Source organism: Pseudomonas sp. B21-056 (assembly GCF_026016325.1).
Classification (GTDB): Bacteria; Pseudomonadota; Gammaproteobacteria; order Pseudomonadales; family Pseudomonadaceae; genus Aquipseudomonas.
Map to the genome: position 1 here is coordinate 4332407 of NZ_CP087203.1, position 21496 is coordinate 4353902.

Genomic DNA, 21496 nt, shown 5'->3' on the forward strand with positions numbered 1-21496 from the left:
GGCTAGTTTTGCTGCGCTATTTCGCCACACCTACCCTTTCACCAAGCTGTCATCATTGGGTTTTCCCGCTGCTGATCCGTTCAAACGCATCGTTGGTACGGGTGACGAAACGATCATTGTCCCGGAGCACGAAAAATACCCCAATGTCATGTTTTTTGGCATAGTCCCAACCCCGTTCAGGCCCGAGAATCAGCAACAGCGTCGATAGTCCATCGGCCATCAACGCCGAAGGATGAATCACCGTGACTGACGCCAGGTTGTGTAGGACCGGTGCACCGGTGCGTGCGTCGAAGGTGTGGGAATAACGCGCGCCGTCCTGCTCGAAGTATCGGCGGTAGTCGCCGGATGTTGAAACCCCGTAGCCGTTGACCTCGATGACACGCTCGGCCACCTGTCGGTCATCCCGTGGCTCTTCCAGGGCAACACGCCACGCCGAGCCATCCGGTTTGCGCCCAACGGCCTTGAGTTCACCAGTGGCTTCGGCCAGGTAACTGTCGATGCCCAGGGCCTGGAGCCGGGCGGAGATCCGGTCGACGGCGTAGCCTGCGGCAATACTGTTGAAATCGACTTCCACCGGAGCGTCCTTGCATAGCCGATCACCCTCGATGCGCAAGTGGGCATGGCCGACGCGCTGTCGCACCTGGGCCAGGGCCTCGACGCTAGGCACTTTTTCTTCCCGGGACTGGGGACCGAAGCCCCACAGGTTCAGCAGCGGCTCCACCGTCAGGTCAAAGGCGCCATCGCTTTGCGAGGACAACTGCTCGCCCACGCGAATCAATTCCAGCACCGGAGCGGGCATGACCTGGCAACTGTTGGCCGGCAGCGCGTTGAAACGCTCGATGTCCGAGTCGCTGCGGTAGGTGGAAAACTGCCGATCCACATCGACGAGGATAGTGTCCACTTCGGCCTGCACCGTTTTCGGACCGGGAGAGGCCGAATGCCTGACGTACTGAATGGAATAGTGACTGCCCATGGTCGGGCCGTCGAAACGCTCCAGGGTGTCGCCGTTGTCGCAGCCGGACAAAACACCCGCCAGGACCACAAGCACTCCCCATCGTCCAGTTAACAAATCTTCATCTCCCCTCAAAACCGCGACAGCCATTATGAACAAAGCCCAACCCCCTGTGGGAGCGAGCCTGCTCGCGATGGCGGCGTGTCAGACACATTGAAGCTGGCTGATATACCGCCATCGCGAGCAGGCTCGCTCCCACAGGTACTGCGTTTCCAACAAGATTTACCAGAGTGAGTACCTACACATGTCTTCCAACACGAGCAACGGCAAGGCGATTTTTCGCGTCGTCAGCGGCAACTTCCTGGAGATGTTCGACTTCATGGTCTATGGCTTCTACGCCACGGCCATCGCCAAGACGTTCTTCCCCACCGACAGTGCTTTCGCCTCGCTGATGCTGTCCCTGGCCACGTTCGGCGCCGGGTTCCTGATGCGCCCGCTGGGGGCGATCTTTCTCGGCGCCTACATCGACCGCCATGGTCGCCGCAAAGGCCTGATCATTACCCTGGCGATGATGGCCGCCGGCACCCTGCTGATCGCCTGTGTACCGGGCTACGCCACCCTGGGCGTGATGGCACCGCTGCTGGTGCTGCTGGGCCGGTTGCTGCAAGGCTTCTCCGCCGGGGTCGAACTCGGTGGGGTGTCGGTGTACCTGGCAGAAATCTCCACACCCGGACGCAAGGGCTTCTTTGTCAGTTGGCAGTCTGCCAGCCAGCAGGCCGCCGTGGTGTTCGCCGGTTTGCTGGGGGTTGGCCTCAATCATTGGCTGAGCCCGCAGGAAATGGGTGAGTGGGGCTGGCGTGTGCCGTTCCTGATCGGTTGCATGATCGTACCGGCGATCTTCGTGATCCGTCGCTCCCTGGAGGAAACGCCTGAGTTCCAGGCAAGAAAGCACCGCCCTACCCTGTCGGAAATCATCCGCTCCATCGGTCAGAACTTCGGCATCGTCCTGGCCGGCATGGCGCTGGTGGTGATGACCACGGTGTCGTTCTACCTGATCACTGCCTATACACCGACGTTCGGTAAGTCCGAGTTGAACCTGTCGGACCTGGATGCCTTGCTGGTGACGGTGTGCATCGGCCTGTCGAATTTCTTCTGGCTGCCGGTGATGGGAGCATTGTCCGACAAGGTCGGACGCAAACCCCTGCTGCTCGCCGCGACCCTCCTGGCAATCCTGACGGCCTATCCGGCGCTGTCCTGGTTGGTGGCGAACCCCAGCTTCAGCCATTTGCTGATCGTCGAACTGTGGTTGTCGTTCCTGTATGGATCCTACAACGGCGCGATGGTGGTGGCCTTGACGGAAATCATGCCAGTGGAAGTGCGTACCACCGGGTTTTCCCTGGCCTACAGCCTGGCGACCGCAACCTTCGGCGGGTTTACTCCGGCGGCCTGTACTTACCTGATTCATGTGCTGGGCAACAAGGCCGCGCCAGGGATATGGCTCAGTGGTGCGGCGGTGTTAGGGCTGATTGCTACCCTGGTGTTGTTCAGAGGCAATCGTCATGAGCTGCGGACTGCGCAGGCTTCTGCAGTTAGCGGCGCCTGATCGACCTCTATCCCATAGGTCAATGCCCCGCCGCCATTTCAGCCTGGACCGGTTGCGGGGTCACGATGCTGTTCAGGTCGATGTGTTTCCAGGCCGGTTTGGCTCCCAGGCGCGCGTTGAAGCGGTAGTTGAAGGTGAAGTCGTCTTCGGTCGGTTGGTCCAGGGATCTTCCATACAGGGCTTCAACCCCTGCGCGGTCATAGCCCATCAACTGCAACAGGGTCGGGAAGATGTTGTAGTGGCTGGAGCGGTCCTTGTTCTGAGCCCAGGTCTTGCTCCAATCAAGGGTGTGCAGTTGACTGCCCTGGATCACCACCAACGGCACCAGCCCCTCCTCCTCCACCGGGTCCCCACCGCAGTGGGTATTGAGCCCCGGATTGCCACGCTCATGCAGGTCCTGGCCATGGTCGGAGGTGTAGATCAGCACGGCATTGCCCAGGGCCGCCTGGCTGAAGATCCGCCGGAAAAACTCGCCGACATTCCATAGCACCGTGTTCTGGTAGGCATTGCGATACAGCACCCAGTCGTCCTTCTGGCCATTGAAACCGTCACGCCTGCCGGTGTCGGTCACCTCCTGATACTGCCCTCGCGGCAAGGCCGGACGGTAGCTCATGAAATCGTCGGGGTATTTATCGTGTACCGGAAAATGCGCCCCCACCTTGTTGATAACCACCAGTTCCGCCTGGTCATCCCCCAGCAACTCGATCAACTTGTCCGCCGCCGCCATATCGCGGTCACGCACGCTGGTCTGGTCGAACTGGACAAACACATCGATGTCCTTTTTTTCCAGATCGGTCATCAGGTTCTGCAGATTGCCGCCCGTGCGCTGGGCGTCGATGTAGACAGTGCGCAAGCCCGCGCCCTTGGCGTATTGCCAGATCGAAGGCTGGGTGCTGTTGATGCGCATGTAGTCGGCGCGGGTGCCGCCATAACGCAGAGTGACGTTGGTGTCGGCGCTGCAATTGGCAATGGAAGCCGCATAGCCGTAATTGAAAATATCCACCCCGGACGGCGGTGTCTTGAGCCCGCTGCGCACCCCCGACGGCGTGTTGATATCCAGGTAATTGCCAGAGATGCTTTCGTCGATGATCAGTACGACGTCATGCCCGATCGGCGGAGTTTGCCGCACGATACGCACAGGTTCTCGAGGCCCGACAGTGTTGTGCAGGGACTCGTAAACGAACAGGTTCAGATAGGCCAACGGCGTGTACATCGCCGGTAGACCACGGGCGCCCTCGCCTGCCCGCACAAAGAGCACGCCGCTGAGCAACAGCACACCCAGCAGCGGCGCGGCAATGGGCAGATAGCCGGGCACGGGCATTCGCCGGCGAGGCTTGAGGCCAATCCCCAACAGCAGCAGCAACCCGGCGGCCACCGCGCGAATGATCACCTCGCGATACTGCCAGGCTGCCTCCTGGATAAAACCACCGGAGTACACCAGCGACACGAACTGGCTGTAGGTCAGGTAACTGTCGGTCACCCGGGCGTACACCTCGAAGAACACCGCCGACGCAAACATCGCCACTGCAAACAGATGCCGCACGAGGGCCTGGCGGATGTACGCGGTCATCCACAACGCCACCACCAACGCCACGAACATTGCGCCGAACAGCACCGTCGAAAAGCCAAAACCCAGGGCCGCCAGACGATCGAGGTAGTAGTCATACCCCCTGATCAAGTACAGCGCCAGCAGCAGTTCCTTGAGGTATCGGGCCATGTCTTTCTCGACGGGATCGCGACGTAGAAGAGGAGTCTGTTTCTGGACACTAGCAGCGACTTTCCAAAGCGCAAGAAAGACCACGAGCGGAACACGCGTCAAAAAAAAGTTAGCTCAAAAATGACACGAAACACTCCAAAAAATATGAAAAACCTATGGATCAATACCGTTCATCACTTTCTTTAAAACCCATTCAAGCCTTTAAAACCGGTACTTTCCCAAGACAGTCAATAACTTGATATCAAAAGGCCCGACTCTTTCTAGTTTTGCCAACAGTGACAACTGTCATTTTGCTGACACGCTTTTCTGAGGCTGCGCTATACCCCCCTAAACAGTTTCATCCGAGTTACATAAAAACGATCTACGAGGCACGCCAGAATGGACGTGAGCGTATTTGGGACGGGGTATGTCGGGCTGATCCAGGCGGCAGCGTTGGCCGACGTCGGGCACCGTGTGTTGTGCATCGACATCGACCCGAACAAGATCCGGCAACTGCAGCAAGCGGTCCCGCCGATCAGCGAACCGGGGCTCTCCGGGTTGCTCGAAGACAACATCAAGGCCGGACGCCTGTCGTTCAGTTCCCAGGCCAGCGATGCGGTCAACCATGGCGAACTCATTTTCATCGCCGTCGGCACCCCCTCCGACGAAGATGGCTCGGCAGACCTGAGCCATGTGCTGGCGGTGACCCGGCAGATCGCCGACTTCATGGACAGCGATCGCACCCTGATCATCAAGTCCACCGTGCCGGTGGGCACCGCCGACAAGGTCGCCGAATGTGCCCGCCAGGCCCTGGCCCGGCGGGGCCTGAAAAGCCTGAATGTGCGGGTGGTGTCCAACCCCGAATTTCTCAAGGAAGGCAGCGCCCTGGCCGATTGCATGCGTCCGGACCGGATCATCGTCGGCACCGCCGACCCCCTCGCCCGCGACCAGATGAGCGAGCTCTACGCGCCCTTCTGCCGCAACCGCGAAAAACTGATGTTCATGGACAACCGCAGCGCCGAACTGACCAAGTACGCCGCCAACGCCATGCTCGCCACCCGCATCAGTTTCATGAACGAACTGGCCAACCTCACCGAACGGTTGGGCGCCGACATCGAAGCAGTGCGCAAGGGCATCGGCTCGGACCCGCGCATCGGTTATCACTTCATCTATCCCGGCTGCGGCTTCGGCGGCTCGTGCTTCCCCAAGGACCTGCGGGCCCTGCTGCACACCGCCGAACAGAGCGGCATGCCGCTGCGCCTGCTGCGCAGCGTCACCGACGTCAACGACCGCCAGCGGCACATCCTGTTCGAGAAACTCGCCAAGCAGTTTCCCGATGGCCTGGCCGGCAAATCGATTGCCGTCTGGGGCCTGGCCTTCAAGCCCAACACCGACGACATGCGCGAAGCGCCCAGCCGCTACCTGATGGAAGCCCTGTGGCGCGAAGGCGCCCGGGTCCAGGCCTACGACCCGGAAGCCATGTCTGAATGCCGGCGACTCTACGGCTACCGCAAGGACCTGAACCTGTGCGCCACCCGTGACGACACCCTGGAAGACGCCGACGCCCTGGTGATCTGCACCGAGTGGAAAAACTTCCGCGTGGTGGATTTCGACCTGCTGGCCAGCAAACTGCGCGCCCGGGTCATCATTGACGGGCGTAACCTGTACAACCCGGAACACCTGGCTGCCGCCGGCCTGCTGTATCGCGGCATCGGCCTTCGGCACGCCGTGCCGGACGGCTCGGCACCAGGAGCGCAAGCGTGAATATCCTGGTGACCGGCGCGGCCGGCTTCATCGGCGCCCACTGCGTGCTGCGCCTGCTGTGCGACGGTCATCGCGTGTGCGGGCTGGACAATTTCAACGACTACTACGACCCCCGGCTCAAGCATGACCGCATCGCTTGGGTGAAGGGTCAGGCCGGCGATTTCCCCCTGGCACGGCTGGACCTGACCGACGCCTGCGCCATCGATGAGCTGTTCCAGGCGAAGCGTCCCGACGTGGTGATCCACCTCGCCGCACAGGCCGGTGTGCGCTACTCCCTGGAAAACCCACGGGCCTACGTCGACAGCAACCTCAGCGGATTCCTGAACATCCTCGAAAGCTGCCGCCGTCATCCGGTCAAGCACTTGATCTACGCCTCTTCCAGCTCGGTGTATGGCGCCAACTCGCGCACGCCTTATTCAGAGCAGGACAACGTCGACCATCCACTGTCGCTGTACGCGGCCAGCAAAAAAGCCAACGAACTGATGGCCCACAGCTACAGCCACCTGTTCGGCATCCCTTGCACCGGCCTGCGCTTTTTTACCGTGTATGGCCCTTGGGGCCGGCCGGACATGTCGCCGATCCAGTTCGCCCGCGCCATCGCCGAAGGCCGGGTGCTGCGGTTGTTCAACCATGGCGAGCACCAGCGTGATTTCACCTACATCGACGACATCGTCGAAAGCATCGTCCGGCTGATCGAACGTCCGCCCCAAGGCACACCCGCGCAGAACCTGGAACCATCAGACCCGTCCACCAGCCACGCGCCCTGGCGCATCTACAACATCGGCGGGCAGCACCCGGTGGCCCTGCGGACCTACGTCGCGCTGTTGGAAAAACACCTGGGGCAAGCCGCCCGTATCGAGCTGCTGCCCCTGCAACCGGGGGATGTGCTCAACACCTGCGCCGATGCCAGCGACCTGGCACGGGCCACCGGTTTCCGGCCACGCATCGAACTGGACGAAGGGCTGGGCCGCTTCGTCGACTGGTTCCTCGATTACTACGCACTGCCTGGAACCCAACCGCCGCTCGCGGCTGAACGTGCAGTCGAAACCCAGCGGAGAAGTCTATGACCCGACATGAACACCGCATACCGATCAGCGCCCCCGGACGCGACAAACGTGTCGACCCCGACCACCGCAGGCGCCTCGACGCCGCCATCCACCGGCAGGGCCGGGGCTGGTTGACCGGCCGCGACGGCGGTCGCCCGTGGACCGTCTCGCGCACCAACCGGGTAGTCGCCTGCCTCGGCGCCTTGGCTCTTCTGATGCTGCTCTGCCCGCTGCTGCTGGGCCTGGCCGTGCTGGTCAAGTTCTCCAGCCCCGGCCCGGTGCTGTTCGTGCAGAAGCGCACCGGCTACCGCGGCCGTGTCTTCGGCATGTACAAGTTTCGCACCATGGTCGCCGATGCCGAGGCCCTCAAGGAGTCGCTGCGCCACCTCAACAAGCATGGCGCCGACGCCATCGACTTCAAGATCGACAACGACCCGCGCATCACCCCCATTGGCCGGTTCCTGCGACGCAGCAGCCTCGACGAACTGCCGAACCTGATCAATGTGGTGACCGGCGACATGCGCCTGGTGGGCCCACGGCCGACCTCGTTCAACGCCTATCGCTACAAGGACAACCATCTTGTGCGCCTGAGCATCTACCCCGGCCTGACCGGCCTTTGGCAGATCTCCGGGCGCAGCAATATCGACTTCGACCAGCGCGTGGAACTGGACCTCAGCTACATCGCCGAGCAGAGCCTGTTGTTGGATTTGAAGATCCTGATGATTACCCCCTTCAAAGTTTTCAGCGGCCACGGAGCGAGTTAAATGGACGGTTCAACGAATATCCTGAGCATCGCAAGCCCGAGCGAGACCAACCTGACCTCGACCGTGCTCGACCCTTCCCTGCGGATCCTGCTTCTGACGTCCGCCAACACCGGCACCGGGACCAGCACCAGCGCCATGGCACTGGCCGCTCAACTGGCGCAGATGAGCAGCGGCCGCGTATTGCTGGTGGATGCCAGCCAGTCGCCACGCAACCTCACCCAGCAACTGGGGCTGCACAAGGAGCGCGGCTTCAGCGACCTGCTGTTCAACCACCTCACGCCGCCCCTGTTGCAGGACTGCGTGGTGCAAACCTCCAGCCTGCCCTTCGACGTCCTGCCCATCGGCCGCCTGGGGCGCAATGCCGAACGGCTCAATCCCGAACAGCTGCGACATCTGTTCAGGCACCTGGCCGCGCAGTACCGCTTCGTGGTGATCGACGCCGACGCCGTGTATACGGCCTCCGACACTCTGGTCATGAGCGCCCAGGTGGATGGCGTGGTGCTGGTGGTACGCGGCGAGGACACCCGCTGGGAAGTGGCCCAGGCCACCCGCCAGCGCCTGGCCCAGGCCGGCGCGAAAGTGGTGGGCAGCGTGTTCAACCGGCGCAAGTACTACATGCCCAAATGGCTCTACAACAACCTGTAAGCGTGCAGAAGGATGACGAGATGAACGCCAAGATGCTTGTCCTGCTGTTGCTGCCGCTTGCCGGCTGCTCCAGCACCAGCGATACCCGCTCGATGCCGGTGCAGATCCTCACGGCCACGCCGGCCAACGCCCAGGCCACCGACATGCCCAAGGTCGAACAGACCCTGCGGCCCCAGGATGTGCTCGATGTGATCTTTCACATCGGCACCACCAGTCCCCAGGCTTATCGCGTGCAGCCGGGCGACCAGGTGGCCCTGAACTTCACCGCCGCCAGCCAACTCAACGGCACGCAACTGGTCATGCCCGACGGCAGCATCGAACTGCCGGGGGCCAATACGTCGGTGAAAGTCGCCGGCATGACCACCGACGAAGCGCGCCTGGCGGTACAACGGGCCTACGACCAGAAAATGCTGTTCCAGCCCAATCGCAACCAGTTGACGGTGCTGGTGACCAGCCCGCTGTCCGGCGAGACGAACCTGCGCAACACCCTGGCCCACCCGGCCACCGGCATGAGCCGGGAAATCATCGTGGGTCGGGATGGCTACGCCAGCTTCCCGGAAATCGGCTCGGTGCCGTTGCAAGGGATGACCGTCACCCAGTTGGAGACCTTCCTCAACGAGCGCTACGCCCAGTTGCCCGGCCACATGACCGTGGACGTGCTGCTCAAGTCCACCGCCGGTAATGAAATCTATGTCCTCGGTGAAGTGGCCCAGCCCGGTTCCTACCCGATCCGCCGGCCGATCTCGGTGCTTGAGGCACTGACCCTGGCCCGGGGCACGAACGTCAAGGCAAGGCTCGACTCGGTGGTGATCATGCGTCGCAACGGCAATCAGGTCGAAGCCCGTCACTACGACGTGGAAAAAGCCCTGAATGGCGATGCCTCGCAAATTGCCTACCTGCAGCCGGAAGACATGCTCTTCGTGCCCAAGACCAAGCTTGCCAGCGCCGGCGAACTCGCCAGGCAACTGGCTGACGTGGTGCTGTTCCAGGGCGTGGGGGTCAGCTTCGGCTACCGCCTCGACAACAAAAGCAGCAACAGCAACTGAGCCGGGTGATCGATCATGAATCCCAAGGAAAACTATCTTCATGAGTTCTTCAGGATCTTCTTCGCCAACAAGCAGTGGGTGAAACGCATCTTCCTGATCTTCGCCGTGATTGCCCTGGCGCTGCCATTGATGCTCAAACAGAGCTTCGATATCACCGCCCAGGTGATCGTACAGTCGAAAAAACTCTCCCAAGGCGACGCGACCACGTCGCTGAACCAGGAAAACGCCACCTTCATTCCACCGTCCCTGGCGGACATGGAAACCGAGAGCAATATCCTGCGCTCGCCAGCGCTGATCCGGCAGACCATCAGCACCCTGCGCGACCAGGGCGAGTACAACCCCAGCCCTGGCATCTTCAACAAATGGGTGAGCGAACCGTTCAAGCGCTACGTCACCACGCCGCTGCGCGAGTACGTGATCAATCCGTTGCGCGATAACCTGGGGCTGGAGGTCGATCCGGTGCGCGACACCGTGCTCGATACACTGACCGATGAAGCCGTCGAGAACCTCAAGATCGAGACCCTGCCCGGCTCCAACGTCATCTCCATCGTCTACAGCTTCGGTGATCCGCAGCAAGGCACCCGGTTCGTGGCGCAACTGCTGCAGAACTACCTCTCAAGCCGCCAGGAATTGCAATCGATCGAGTTGCCGCAGACCTTCTATGAGCAGAAGAAAAGCCAATACCAGAACCGCCTCGACGGTCTGGAAGGCACTCGGCTGGCCTTGCTCGAAGGCGTCGGTTCGGCGGATCCCAAGGAGGAAATCACCTTCCGCCTGAACGCCATCAACACGGAAGAACAGGCCCTGAACCTGTACCAGGATCGCCTGCTGCAAAGCCAACGCTGGCTCGACTATCTCAAGACCAGTCTGGCAGCGGCGAACAGTTCGAAGTTCAACGACTACACCTTCCCCTTCACCTTCACCACCACCGTGGACAACATCGCCTTCGAAGACAGGGAGATCAAACAGTTGGGTGAGCAACTGACCGGCCAGGTCAGCCGCTATATGAATGACCTGGCGATCTTCCAGCCCGGCAGCGAACCGATGCTGCTGGCCCGGGAACAGATCGTGCGCACCCGCCAGCAATTCCTGAAGGTGGTGAACAACCGGATCCAGGAACGTACCACCGACCTGGCCGTTGTCAGCTCGGTGATCAATCAGAAGGTCGAGCGCATCGCCGCGTTCAAGGGGCGCATCCACCAGTTGCAGGAAACCCAGAGCAAGCTGCAGCAGATGGACACCGAGATCAACGCCCTGCATGCGGCGTTCTCCACCTACGCCCAACGGTTCGCCGAAGCCAGCAGCGTCCGTTCGCTGGACAACGACCTGTCCAACGCCCGTGTGCTCAGCCCGCCCTTCGAACCGACCGCCGCGGCCTTCCCCAAGCCGATGCTGATTATCCCGTTCGGCCTGTTCAGCGGCCTGCTGTTGGCGATTGCCCTGGTCTACGTGCGTGAGTTCTTCGACCATCGCTTCAAGCACCCAGCGCAGATCAGCCAGCAACTGGATGTACCGGTGCTGTTGGTGATCAACGAGCAGTCGCCCGACCAGATCAACCCGCATCGCAACTGGAGCCTGCCCAGCCTTGTCCATTGGGTGCGCAATTGAACGCGCCGTTCGGCCCGTCCCACCGCAGCAGCCCCCTGCCGATCATTCATTTGCTCGACAGCGGTGGCTTCTACGGGGCCGAGCGGATGCTGCTCGATCATTGCCTGGCAACCCCGGGACAGCACCAGGTGCTGTTCCTCGCGGCGCCGCCGACCTTGATCACGCGCTTTCGCCAGGCCGGGGTCGATTGCCATTGCTGTGGGAGCTGGGGCGAGTTGTTGCAGCACTTGCGCCAACGGCGCAGCGAGCAACCGCTGCTCAATACCCACAACTTCAAGGGGCTGCTGTTCGGCTGGGCCGCCGCCACGTTGCTGCGCCTGCCGTTGGTGATCACTCAGCATGGGTTCACACCGCGCAGCCCCAAGCAGCGCTTCTACACCTGGCTCAGCCTGCAACTGTGTCGCACGGCTCCGGTCAAGCGCGTGGTCTGCGTGGCCGAGAGCATTGCCGTGCTGCACCGCCAGGCCAGCGTGCAGGCGGAAAAGCTCGATGTGATCCCCAACGGTTTGCCGGCGCCCACGGCTCCGGTGGCGCACCGCGACGACGGCCAACGCTGGCGGGTCGGCTATGTCGGCCGCTTGAGCAGCGAGAAAGGCCCGGACCTGTTCCTCGACGCCATGATCCCCCTGTGCCAGCGGCATCCGTCGCTGCACGCAGTAATGCTCGGCGACGGCCCGGAACGCCAGGCCCTGCTCAAGCGCATCAACGATGCCGGGCTGCCCACGCGTATTGAGCTGCCGGGGTACCAGACCGACATGAATGCCTGGTGGAGTCGCCTCGATGCGCTGGTGATCAGTTCGCGCACGGAAGGCACGCCGATGATTCTGCTCGAGGCCATGCAAGCCGGGGTGCCGGTGGTGGCATTCGGCGTCGGCGGCATTCCCGATGTGGTACAGGACCGTCACAACGGTTTGCTCGCCGCGCCTGCCAACAGCGCTGAGCTGGCCCGGCAGGTCGAAACGCTGTTCAGCGAACCGCCCCTGGCGCAGATCCTGGCCGACAACGCACGCCGCACCCAACAGGACCGCTACGACCTGCGGACGCTGGCCGAACGCTGGTCGCAGCTCTACATCCGCACGGCACGGGAGGCTCGCCCATGATTGTCCCACTCTCGATCGTCAGCCTGCTGGCGCTGGTCTGCCTGGCGTTGCTGGCCAGCCCCTATCCATTCCTGGCACCGGGGGCGGTGTTGGGCCTGGTGGGTGTCGCGGTGCTCTATCGCAAACCCGGCTGGGGCCTGCTGGGCATCGCCGCGCTGGTACCGTTCGAAGGGCTGTTCAAGGACAACGTGTTTTCCGGCAGCAAGTTCTTCGGCCTGGCATTGGCGTTGATCCTGATGCTGCAACTGGCCCTGCACCAGATTCCCGGGACGCGCCTGCGCAGCAATATCTGGCGGCCGCTGATCGGCTTCATGCTGCTGTATGGCCTGAGCGTTTGCCTGTCGGACAGCCTGGAGCTGTCGATGACCCATTTTCGCGAACTGAGCGTGGGGTTGATTCTGTTCGTCATTACCCTGCTGATCGGTCGCGGATTGAACCTGGACCTGTTTTGCCGCCTGGTGACGCTGAGTGTCACCACCACCTGCGTGCTGGCGATGTTTTCCGCCAAGTATCAGGATCAGGGCCGCGCCTCAGGCCTGCTGGAAGACCCGAACGCCTTTGCCCTGCTGATCGCCTTTACCATGCCACTGGCGCTGCTGCTGGTGGTGCGCGGGCCGAACCTGCTGCACCGATTGTTCTGGATGGGTTGTCTGATTCTGCTGCTGGGTGGCATGACCAAGACCGAATCCCGTTCGGGGCTGGTGGTGCTCCTGCTCAGCCTGGCGATCGGGCTGTATCACTATCGCGCGCAACTGCCGCGTGTCCGTCCACGGCACCTGGGGTTCGCCATGCTCGGGCTGGCGCTGCTGGTTCCCCTGGCAGTCGCCGTAATGCCGACCGGCTACGTCGCACGTATCCAGTCATTGAGCATCCTCAGTGCCGGCGTCAATGCCCACAAGGATGAATCCCTCGGCCGGCGTGCTTCGTACATCGTGGTCGGCAGTCAGATGATCCGCGAAAATCCAGTGCTCGGCACCGGCCCCGGTACCTTCCCGCTGCACTATGCGCCCACCGGCTACGCCAAGGCGTTCTCGGCCAATCGCAAGCTGGGGGACCTGTATCGCCGGGCCCACAACACTTACCTGGAAATCTTCAGCGAAATCGGCATTCCGGGCGGGCTGATGTTCGTCGGCATGCTCGGCCTGGGCCTGTACAACCTGCTGCATGCGCGCCGGCTCTGGCTCGCACGCCGGGACTGGGCGCAGGCGGATCTGCTGACGCACCTGGGCATGAGTTTCCTGTCGCTGATGCTGTTCCTGATGTTCCTCAGTGCGCCGAACCATAAGCTGCTGTGGATCATGCTCGCCCTGACCAGTGTGCTGCGCCACGAGGCCGAACAGGCCACCCTCCAGGAGGCGCGCCCATGAACCGGGTCAGCATCGTGATCCCGATGTACAACGAGGCCCGGCACATCGGCCGTACCTTGCTGGCGGCACAGGAAGCCGCCCGCCAGGCGCAGCTGGAGTGCGAGCTGATCGTGGTGGACAACGGCTCCGACGACCATGGCCCGCGCATCGCCAATGAACTGGGCGCGCGGGTACTGATCGTGCCCGGCGTGCACATCGGTGCCCTGCGCAACCGCGGCGCGGCAGTGGCCCATGGCGACTGGCTGGCGTTCATCGACGCCGACATCGAGATGCCGGCCAACTGGCTCAAGCTGCTGCTGGAGCTGGAAGGTCACCAAGGCGATGTGCTCGGCCTGGACCTCGACACGCCCCGCCAGGCGCCGTGGTTTGCCGAGGCCTGGCAGCGCCGCAGCCAGCGCCCCGGCGCCCATCGCCTGCACCGGGTGCAGTGGCTGCCCAGCGCCAACCTGTTGATGCGCCGGTCGTGGTTCGAACGGGTCGGCGGTTTCGACGAAAGCCTGCGCACCGGCGAGGACAAGGACTTCTCCCTGCGCCTGCGCCAGATCGACGCGCAACTGTTGCTGGTCAACGAAAGCGTGGCCCTGCATTGGGGTTACGAAGGCAGTTGGCGCGAATGGATGAGCAAGGAACTGTGGCGCCAGGGCAGTCATCTGCAACTGTTGCGCAGCCACGGCCCGAGCCTGCGCCTGCTGCGTTTCCCGGTGCTGTCCATCGCAGCCTGGGGGCTGGACTTGCTGGCGCTTCTAGCCTTGCTCCAGGGGCAGTTGCGCCTGGCGCTGATGCTGTTGCTGATCACCTCGCTGCCGCCGTTGTTCCTCAGCCTGCGCCAGAGCCGTCGTGACCCGCGCCTGACCTTGCAACTGTGGGCCTTGCACGGGGTGCGCCTGCACCTCACCGGCGCCGCGTTGCTGCTCAACCTCTGTCATTGGAACGTCAGGAGACCTGCCCGTGGCTGAATTCATTTATTGGGCCTGCCTGCTGCTGCCGGTGTACGCCTACCTCGGTTACCCACTGATGCTGAGCCTGCTGACACCGCTGTTTCCAGTCCGGCGCTACGGCAAGGCACTGCCGATGGACATCAGCATTGTCATCGCCGCCCACAACGAAGCACGGCACATCGAAGACAAGTTGCGCACCTTGCTCGCCCAGGATTATCAGGCGCGCTCGCTGCAGATCATCCTCGCCAGCGACGGTTCCAGCGACGACACCGTAGCCTGCGCGCGCAGGGTGATCGACCCGCGCATCAGCGTGCTCGACCTGCCCCGCCAGGGCAAGGCTGCGGCGCTCAATACCGGCGTGGCCCACAGCAGCGGTGAGATCCTGGTCTTTACCGACGCCGATAACCAATGGGCCCACGACACCCTTGGCCATTTGCTCGCCCCCCTGGGTGATCCGGAGGTCGGCGCCTGTGCCGGCCACATGGAAATCCCCGTACCGGGCAATGGCCTGAGCCTGGGCGACAGCCTGTATCGGCACTACGAAGGCTGGCTGCGGCGAGTGGAGAGCCGCACCGACTGCATGGTCTCGGCCGACGGCGCGTTGCTGGCCCTGCGCCGAGAACTGTTCGAGCCGATTCCGGCCCAGGTCAACGATGATTTCTTCCTCAGCACCTGCGCGCCGGCCGCCGGTAAATCCATCGTCTATGTGCCGAAGGCCCGGGTGATCGACCAGGGCGTGGACGAGGCCGACAAGCAGTTTCGTCGGCGCCAGCGGGTCACCGTGGGTGGCCTGCAGAGCCTGGCCCAGCGCCGGGCGCTGCTCAATCCGATGCGTCATGGCCTGTACGCCATCGGCCTGATCAGCCACAAGCTGGTCCGTCGCCTGGCGCCGGTGTTGCTGCTGCCGCTGTTGCTCAGCAACCTCTGGTTATGGAGCGACCAGGGGTTCTATCGCCTGAGCATGGCGGCCCAGGTGCTCGGCTACGCCATGGCGCTGCTTGGCTTGCTGGATATACACCACCGCTTGCCCCGGCCCTTTCGCCTGGCGGCGTTCGTGCTGGTGACGCTGGCGGGCATGAGCATCGGCCTCTGGCAGTTCCTGCGGGGCCGGCGCTACAGCCAATGGAACCCCGAGCAGAACCGATAAGGAGCATGGCCAATGTCGATCAAACAAGTCTTCAAGCTCACCGGCGGCTGGCTGTACCTGAACACGGCTCTGGGCCGCGGCCCGTTGCGGGGCGCCGGCGTGATCCTGATGCTGCACCGCGTGCTGAGCAACGATCGCGCCGCCGAACTGCCCCATCGCAACGAGTTGTGCGTGGGGCCGGAAGCCTTCGAACACTTGTTGATCTGGCTGCAACGGCATTTCGAATGCGTGCCGCTGATGACCCTGCTGCTGGCCGACCCTGCCACCGTTCCGGACCGTCCGCGGGTCACCCTGACCTTCGACGACGGCTGGCGCGACAACGCCATGAATGCCTTCCCCTTGCTGCGCCAATATCAGGTGCCGGCGAGTATTTTTCTCTCCACCGATTTCATCGGCAGCCGCCAGCACTTCTGGTGGGAAAGCATCGGCGAAACCCTGTGGGGCAGTCACGGCCAGGTGGCACGGCTGGCGCTGATCGAGCACCTGCAACAGGCTGGCCGGCCGTTGCCGGTGATGCTCGATGACCTGGATGACGACCGCCGCAGCCTGTCGTTGCTGCACTATCTGCAAAGCCTCAAGACCCTCGCCCCACAGACCCTGAGCGACCTCACCGACACCTGCCCCCATGGCGCCCAGCCCCAGGCGCTGGACTGGACCCAAGTGCGCATGCTTGAAGATTCGGGGCTGGTGCGCTTCGGCCCCCACGGCGCCAGCCACGCGATCCTCACCGGGCTCGACGACCAGCGCCTGCACGAAGAACTGAGCCGCAGCCGGATAGCCATGGAAAACGCCTGCGCCCAACCGTTGCCGGTGTATTGCTACCCCAATGGCGATAACGACGAGCGTGTCCGCCACCAGGTGGCAGCCCACGGTTTTGCGTTCGCCCTGGGGACCGAGGCCGGGCTGTATCGCAACGATGGCGATCCGTGGAACCTGCCGCGCTTCGGTGTCAGTCAACGCAACGCCCAGCATCCCGAACTGCTGGCTTGGCGCATTCGCCGAGGGACACGTCCATGAGCCGCGCGCATTACCTCAAACACCTGGTGCTGAGCATGGGCACGCGCCTGGCGATGATCGGCCTGCGCCTGCTGCGCAACGTGTTGCTGGCACGCATCCTGGGGCCCAGCGAACGCGGGTTGTTTGCTTTGCTCAGCACCTTGCCGGACCTGATCAGCGCCGCCACCAGTGGCGGCCTGAATTCCGCCGTGGGCTATCAGGCGGCGCAGCAGCGTTCGATGGGGCTGCTGCTCAGCCAGGTGCTGGTGTTCGGTTGCCTGTTGGCCGGGTTGTTGACCCTGTTGGTGGTGGTGCTGGCACGCGAGTTCGGCGCTGATCTGGACATCACCACGCAGTTGGGTTTGCTGGCCTGGCTGCTGTTGCTCGCCGTGCCGTTGACCGTGCTCAAGAGCGGCCTGCTGACGCTGCACAATGCCTCAGGCGGCGTGGGCGGCTTCAATGCCTTGCGCCTGATGGAATCCCTGGCGCCGCTGTTACTGTTCTTGGCCTTGTTCTGGATGTGGAAAGACGCGGCCCTGGAAGCGGCGTTGATCAGTTGGTTGACGGGCCTGAGCCTGGTGGTACTGGCCGGTTGGGTCTGGTTGCGGCGGGATCACGACGTGTCACTGCAATGGAACCGCGCCAGCCAGGGCGAGCTGCTGCGCTACGGTGCCCGCAGCCATCCGGACCTGCTGTTCCAGCAAGTGATACTGCGTTCGGACTACCTGTTCATCGGCGCCCTGCTGGGCAGCGCCGCCCTGGGTCACTACGCCATGGCCAGCGCCGCCGCCGAGCTGCTGTTGATCGTGCCGGAAGCCGTTACCACACCGCTGATGAAGCGCCTGCTGCAACAGGACAGCGATATGCAGCGCCTGACGCCCCTGGCCCTGCGCCTGACCGCCACGGTGATGCTCGGCGCTTGCCTGGGCATGGCACTGATCGGCGAATGGCTGATCGTGACCCTGTTCGGCGTTGCCTACCAACCGGCTTATCCTGCCTTGCTGGCGCTGCTGCCGGGGCTGTTCGGGTTGTGCTACGCGAGCATCCTGCGCCTGGACCTGCTGGGCAAGAACCGGCCCGGCACGGTATCGCTGTTGATGGGCGCGGGCGCGTTGTTGAACCTGGCGCTGAACCTGCTGCTGATCCCACGCTATGGCATCGTCGGGGCTGCCGCCGCGTCTTCTATCGCTTACCTGGGCGTGACCCTGGCGTTGCTGGCGATGTATTGCCGCCTCAGCGGCGTGGCACTGTGGCAAACACTGATCATCCTGCCCAGCGACCTGCTGCCCATGCGGCAGATGCTGATGGGGAAATCGGCATGAGCTTCGTCGCCCCTATCGCGAGCAGGCTCGCTCCCACAGGGTTCAGCGAGATCCCTGTGGGAGCGAGCCTGCTCGCGATGGGGTCGGCGCGGTACTGGATAATGAGCGCATGCCTGTGGGCCCTGGTACTTCCAGCCCATGGCGCCTCCATGTCCTGGACCGGCATCCGCGACGGCAGCCTGTACCTGCAGACCGACCGGCCGGACCGGGTGACCGTGCGCTGGGTGCCGGCCTGGCAGGCCAACGCCAATTCGGAATACCTCTACCTGCTCAACGGCCAGGGGCGCCTGGTGGGGAAGCGCTTGATCAAGAAGGCCCAGGAACGTGGCGAGCAACAATGGCCATTGCTGCCGGGGGCCGCCAGCTATCGCCTGGAAATTCCCGGCTACAGTTTCCGCCGCTACACCGTCGAACACGACGCCCATACCCGGGCGCTGTTCGCCCCGGCCAAGGTGCATTTCAATGCCGAAGCCCACGACGGCGATGAGTTGTATTTCAAGGTCGCCCCCGGCGAACAGGCCGTGCTGGCGGGTAAGTTCCACGGCGGCGTGCGCAGCCTGCAAGCCCGGCGCGTTGCCGATGGCAAACAGGTGCAGTTGAACCTCAAGCCGTATCCGGCCTATGGGCAGTTCGATCAAGTCGCCCTGCCCGTCGCCAATGTCGAGCAAACCTGGCGCCTGCAATTGCAGGGCAACGGCAAGGCGGCATTCTGGCTGGATGGCACGGCGAACCTGTTCGCCCAGGCCCCGGAGCATCTGCAACCGCTGCACCAGGACCCGGGGCAGGTGCACCTGAAACTCTATGGCGATGTCCTGGGAACAACCCCGAAACTGGGGGTCTACCTGCCCTATGTCATGCCCCCGCCATCGGCCTACCCGGTGATCGAAGCCATCAAGCCCCAGGCCGCCAGCTTTTACAGCCTGGTCGACATCACCGCAGACAGGCCGGACTATGAAAATCAGTTTCGGCGCCTGTACCAGGACCGCTTCGGCATCACCCGGGACATCACCCTGCTGGCCGGTAGCGCACGCAAGGCCGATCTGCGGGCCGATCGGGTCAGCAACAGCGGCTTGCAAGCCTGGCTCATGGCGACTCGCGCCCTCGGCGGCAAAGGCATTCATTACCTGGGTTTCGCCGATGAGCCGAACCTCAACTACGCCGATTTCGCCAGCTACCAGCAAGTGTTCGAGAGCATGGCCAATCAGGTCCGCGCCCTACCCGCCAACGCACGGGCAGGTGTGCGCATTGCCATTCCCGCCAGCTCACGGTTCACCAACGGCCCCCTGGCCGACAACGCGGCCGACAAACGCGGAATCGATTGGGCGCGACGCCTGCTGGCCAGGTACGACGACCAGATCGACGCCTTGGCCTGGCATGAATGGATGATTCGCGACCTGCTCGCCACCCGTATGTACCGCCACAGCGTGCGTCAGGCCGCCCGCCTGGTGGGCCTGGATAACAACGGACGACCACGCAAGGCCCTGCTGCTGGACCAGACCAACATGTCCAGCGGCTCGAGCCTGAGCCCCTACGACCAGGAAACCCACTACGCCGCCCTGTGGTGGACGTCCGTGGTCATCAACGCCTCGGCCGACGGCTGGCTGGACATGCTCAACTGGTTCATGCTCGCTGACGAACCTGAGTACCCCAAAGGCATGGTGCGGGTGCTGGACAGCCAGCGCTTCGAACTCAAACCGGTGGGTCTGGCCCAGCAGTTCATCCAACAGCATTGGCTCAACCAGGTGCTACGCCTGGATAACGACGCCTTCGAAGTCGACGTGCTGGCCATGGCCACCGACACGAGGCGCAGCCTGCTGGGCGTGAACAAAAGCACGCGCCCGCAACAGGTCAGCCTGGACGGCGCGTCCTGCCCCCAGCCGCAAGCGGAGCTGATGTATTTCGGCCCCGACAATCAAAGCCGTAGCGCCCCGTTCAACTGCGAGGCCGGGCAGATCCGTTTTCTCCTGCCAGGAGAAACCGTGTTTGCCCTGGGCTGGACCGCCCTCTCTTTCCCCCCACCCGCCACCCGTCAGGAGGCACCATGAGCATTCTGCAAGCATTACGTGATGGCATTCAGAAAAAAGGCCTGAGCTCCGTCCTCAAACTGCTGTTCAGGCGCTACGTGTTTTTCCACACCCGACTGGTGTGGCTGGAGCACGATGTGCGGACCCCACTCCCCCCGCATAACCTCAAGCCCTATCCACCGATGCGCCTGGAGTTCATCACGGTCAGCAATGCCGATGCTTTTGCCCGGCACTTCGGCGACCGCGTCGAAACCATGCGCGAGCTGGCGGCCGAAGGCTACACAGGCTTGATGTACCTGGATGCTCAGGGCGATACCGTGGGTTTCGCCTGGGCCAGTACACGGGACTATTTCGACCGCCATTTCTATCGCTGCAATTTTCCCATCAAGCCTGGCGAGTATTTTCAGTTCGGTGGCGAGGCGATCCGTGAATACTGGGGTTCCAGTATCTCGGCGGACATGCAGTTGCAAGTGTGGAAAGTCATGGCAGACCACGGTTGCAACACCATGGTCGATGTCTGCGATTTGCAAAACATCCAGGCAATCAAGATGCACCTGCGCATGGGCTTCCAGGAGCGCGGCAAGATCACCCATGTGTATCGCCTGTTCGGTCGCTGGCGGTTTTTCCGCGACACGCTCTACCGCGGCTCGGCACTGAACGCCTTTCGTAAACCGGCCCCGCCGCTTGCATCGACTGCCCCAGTCTGATGTCCATGGCGATCCCCCCATCGCGAGCAAACCCGCGATGGGGTCTTTCCCCAACCCGCCCCGTGCCAGGAGGTACCATGAACGTTCTGCAAAAATTGCGTGATCGCATTCGGACAAGAGGTTTGCGCGCCGTTCTGAATCAGCTGTGCAGGCACTACGTGTATTTCCACGAACAACTGGTATGGATGGAACGTGATCTGGTCAGTCCGATACGGCCCAACAACCTCAGGCCCTATACGCCGTTGCGCCGGGAAATCATTACCACCCGTAATGCCGATGCCTTCGCCACGTACTTTGGCGACCGCGTCGAGACCATGCGCGAACTGGCTGCCGAAGGCCACACCGGGCTCATGTACCTGGACGACAAGGGCGACGCCGTCGCTTTCATCTGGGGCAGTAAACGGGACTATTTCGACCGCCATTTCTTTCGCTGCTGGTTCCCGGTCAAACCGGGTGAGTTCTTCGAGTTCGGCGGTGAGCTGTACCGCACTTACTGGGGGACCCAGCTATCGGTGGATTTCCAGCTGGATCTGTGGAAAGCCATGGCCGAGCAGGGTTGCAACAAAGTGGTCGACGTCTTCGAGCTGAGCAACATTCCAGCCGTCAAGCTACATTTGCGAATGGACTATCAGGAGCGCGGCCAGATTACCCATATGTATTGCTTGTTCAGCCGCTGGCGGTTCTTCCGTGACACGTTTTACACCGGCTCGCTCCTGGACTCTTTTCGTAAACCGGCCAAGCCGGTTCCATCTACTGCGGCGGCCTGACGTC

General features: G+C 62.7%; 18 protein-coding genes. 16 read left to right on the plus strand and 2 right to left on the minus strand.

The genetic code is table 11. From position 1 onward, the window contains the following. Positions 1-52: 52 nt before the first annotated feature. A complete protein-coding gene (locus tag LOY67_RS18460; RefSeq protein WP_265067783.1) occupies positions 53-1042 on the minus strand; it encodes an FAD:protein FMN transferase in 990 nt (329 codons plus the stop codon). 214 nt (positions 1043-1256) lie between these two features. Here LOY67_RS18460 and LOY67_RS18465 point away from each other — a divergent pair, with 214 nt between their 5' ends. Beyond that, on the plus strand, positions 1257-2555 hold the full coding sequence (locus LOY67_RS18465; RefSeq protein ID WP_265063860.1) for an MFS transporter: 1299 nt from the start codon (positions 1257-1259) through the stop codon (positions 2553-2555). Positions 2556-2574: 19 nt separating this feature from the next. Here LOY67_RS18465 and LOY67_RS18470 read toward each other — a convergent pair whose 3' ends face one another. After that, positions 2575-4272 carry a sulfatase-like hydrolase/transferase gene (locus LOY67_RS18470; RefSeq protein WP_265063861.1) on the minus strand — a complete coding sequence of 566 codons (1698 nt, stop codon included), beginning with the start codon at positions 4270-4272 and terminating at the stop codon, positions 2575-2577. Positions 4273-4650: 378 nt separating this feature from the next. On the opposite strand from LOY67_RS18470, the gene LOY67_RS18475 reads away from it, so the two are divergent. The 15 genes from LOY67_RS18475 (at position 4651) to LOY67_RS18545 (ending at position 21492) form a co-directional block, all read left to right on the plus strand. Then, complete coding sequence (locus tag LOY67_RS18475) at positions 4651-6015, plus strand: UDP-glucose dehydrogenase family protein (RefSeq protein ID WP_265063862.1); 1365 nt, start codon at positions 4651-4653, stop codon at positions 6013-6015. Continuing rightward, positions 6012-7082: an NAD-dependent epimerase gene (locus LOY67_RS18480; protein WP_265063863.1), complete on the plus strand. Its 1071-nt coding sequence runs from the start codon at positions 6012-6014 to the stop codon at positions 7080-7082. Before LOY67_RS18475 ends, LOY67_RS18480 begins: the two co-directional genes overlap by 4 nt. Then, the gene (locus LOY67_RS18485) at positions 7079-7825 is read left to right on the plus strand and encodes a sugar transferase (protein ID WP_265063864.1); all 747 of its coding nucleotides are present in this window, start codon (positions 7079-7081) and stop codon (positions 7823-7825) included. The genes LOY67_RS18480 and LOY67_RS18485 overlap by 4 nt, the downstream gene beginning before the upstream one ends. Further along, positions 7826-8470, plus strand: a complete 645-nt coding sequence (locus LOY67_RS18490; RefSeq protein ID WP_265063865.1) for a CpsD/CapB family tyrosine-protein kinase — start codon at positions 7826-7828, stop codon at positions 8468-8470. A 20-nt stretch (positions 8471-8490) separates the two neighbouring features. Next, on the plus strand, positions 8491-9516 hold the full coding sequence (locus LOY67_RS18495; RefSeq protein ID WP_265063866.1) for a polysaccharide biosynthesis/export family protein: 1026 nt from the start codon (positions 8491-8493) through the stop codon (positions 9514-9516). Positions 9517-9531: 15 nt separating this feature from the next. Next, positions 9532-11124 (plus strand): GumC family protein, encoded by a 1593-nt coding sequence (locus tag LOY67_RS18500; RefSeq protein ID WP_265063867.1) that lies wholly within the window; start codon positions 9532-9534, stop codon positions 11122-11124. Continuing rightward, positions 11121-12224, plus strand: a complete 1104-nt coding sequence (locus tag LOY67_RS18505; protein WP_265063868.1) for a glycosyltransferase family 4 protein — start codon at positions 11121-11123, stop codon at positions 12222-12224. The genes LOY67_RS18500 and LOY67_RS18505 overlap by 4 nt, the downstream gene beginning before the upstream one ends. Continuing rightward, on the plus strand, positions 12221-13591 hold the full coding sequence (locus LOY67_RS18510; RefSeq protein WP_265063869.1) for an O-antigen ligase family protein: 1371 nt from the start codon (positions 12221-12223) through the stop codon (positions 13589-13591). The genes LOY67_RS18505 and LOY67_RS18510 overlap by 4 nt, the downstream gene beginning before the upstream one ends. Beyond that, positions 13588-14547, plus strand: coding sequence for a glycosyltransferase (locus tag LOY67_RS18515; protein WP_265063870.1), 960 nt, complete (start codon positions 13588-13590; stop codon positions 14545-14547). Before LOY67_RS18510 ends, LOY67_RS18515 begins: the two co-directional genes overlap by 4 nt. Beyond that, positions 14540-15676, plus strand: a complete 1137-nt coding sequence (locus LOY67_RS18520; protein WP_265063871.1) for a glycosyltransferase family 2 protein — start codon at positions 14540-14542, stop codon at positions 15674-15676. The genes LOY67_RS18515 and LOY67_RS18520 overlap by 8 nt, the downstream gene beginning before the upstream one ends. Before the next feature lie 12 nt (positions 15677-15688). Next, the gene (locus LOY67_RS18525; protein WP_265063872.1) at positions 15689-16693 is read left to right on the plus strand and encodes a polysaccharide deacetylase family protein; all 1005 of its coding nucleotides are present in this window, start codon (positions 15689-15691) and stop codon (positions 16691-16693) included. Beyond that, entirely contained in the window at positions 16690-17994 is a 1305-nt protein-coding gene (locus LOY67_RS18530; protein ID WP_265063873.1) for a lipopolysaccharide biosynthesis protein, read from the plus strand. Before LOY67_RS18525 ends, LOY67_RS18530 begins: the two co-directional genes overlap by 4 nt. Before the next feature lie 101 nt (positions 17995-18095). Further along, the gene (locus tag LOY67_RS18535; protein WP_413776143.1) at positions 18096-20039 is read left to right on the plus strand and encodes a hypothetical protein; all 1944 of its coding nucleotides are present in this window, start codon (positions 18096-18098) and stop codon (positions 20037-20039) included. After that, positions 20036-20725: a GNAT family N-acetyltransferase gene (locus LOY67_RS18540; RefSeq protein WP_265063874.1), complete on the plus strand. Its 690-nt coding sequence runs from the start codon at positions 20036-20038 to the stop codon at positions 20723-20725. The genes LOY67_RS18535 and LOY67_RS18540 overlap by 4 nt, the downstream gene beginning before the upstream one ends. A 77-nt stretch (positions 20726-20802) precedes the next feature. Continuing rightward, on the plus strand, positions 20803-21492 hold the full coding sequence (locus LOY67_RS18545) for an N-acetyltransferase (RefSeq protein ID WP_265063875.1): 690 nt from the start codon (positions 20803-20805) through the stop codon (positions 21490-21492). The last annotated feature ends 4 nt before the right edge of the window (positions 21493-21496 follow it).